General features: G+C 66.1%; 1 protein-coding gene. It reads right to left on the bottom strand.

Annotated features, from left to right (window positions below; translation table 11 throughout):
• Nucleotides 1-259: 259 nt before the first annotated feature.
• Nucleotides 260-1,156, bottom strand: an 897-nt coding sequence (locus tag ACK4S7_RS13000; protein WP_409647651.1) for a phytoene desaturase family protein, incomplete at its 5' end; no start/stop codon positions are given.

Below are 1,156 nucleotides of genomic sequence, written 5' to 3'. Positions count from 1 at the left end.
CGTTGCCACGGCACACCGACGCGTTTGTCGCGTTCCTCGATCTCGATCTCGAGCGCATCTCCCGTCCAGCGCATCGCGCTCGGGCCGATCGTGATCGTATCGGCATCGCGATCGACGGAGGAACGCGATCGCTCGGTCATCGTCCAGCGTGCCTTGGGTCCGTAGAGCGCCACATTGAGCGCCGCGTGATCGATAGGATCGCCGCGCCCGCTTCTGCGATAGTAGGGCGAGAAGACGCTGCCGAGGAAGGCGATGATCGTCAGGCCGTATTGCCCTCCATCGGGACCGTCGGCGTCGCTCGTCGCGTCGATGTACCACCAGCCGTAGCCACCGGATGGAATCGCCGCGTCGAAGCGCGGTCTTGCATCACTGTCCGCGCTGCCAGTTGCCCGGACAAGGCGGCCATCGGCACACCCGCCCCCGGGTGGGTGCTTCCACCCGCGCAATAGAGCCCAGGGATCCGTGTCCGCGTTCCCTGCCGGAGGAAGGACGCCGCCCAGCCGTGCGAGGCCCGTCCATAGATCGCTCCGCCGGTCCCGGGCGAAAAGGCTTCGAACTCGTTCGGCGTGAGCAGTCGGTGAGGAAACGGGTCCTCCAGCTCCAGCCCGCAGCGCCGCAAGCTGCGGCTCATGGCCAGTGTGCATTGCTCGGTCTCCTCGATTGTGTAGGAATGGCTGTCGCCGTTGGGCGGGGCATTGACGATGATCTGCAATCGCTCCCGCCCCTTCGCGTGATCGCTTTCTCCTGCGGACCTGTCCTGCGCGCAGACGTAAACGCTGGGGTCGCGCGGCGAGCCGCCACCGGCGATATCGCGAAACTCTCGCGGGTAATCGGGCGAGAAAAAGACGTTGTGACGCGAGAGCGGAAAGTCGCTTGTCCTGGCGTGAGCGAGCCAGACCATCGCGGACAGAGACCGCTTCGCGCCGATCTGGTTCGGCACGGACTTCCGCACCGCGTCTCCCAGGTAACCGCCGGCCATGGTTGCCGGGTCGGCGTTCACGACTATCGCGTCTGCAGACAGGCGTTCGCCATCGTCGAGAATGATCGCTGACGCGCGGCCATGAGAGACTTCGATGCTGCGAACCGCCGTTCCGAGCCGAAAGCGTGCGCCGTGTTCCTCGGCTATGCGGCGGAGCGCCTCCGCCAGCGCCCGCAT

The sequence above is a fragment of the Sphingorhabdus sp. genome (assembly GCF_046292425.1).
Lineage (GTDB): Bacteria > Pseudomonadota > Alphaproteobacteria > Sphingomonadales > Sphingomonadaceae > Sphingorhabdus_B.
Note: the sequence above shows the minus strand (reverse complement) of the source record. Positions and strands in the feature narration are given on the sequence as shown.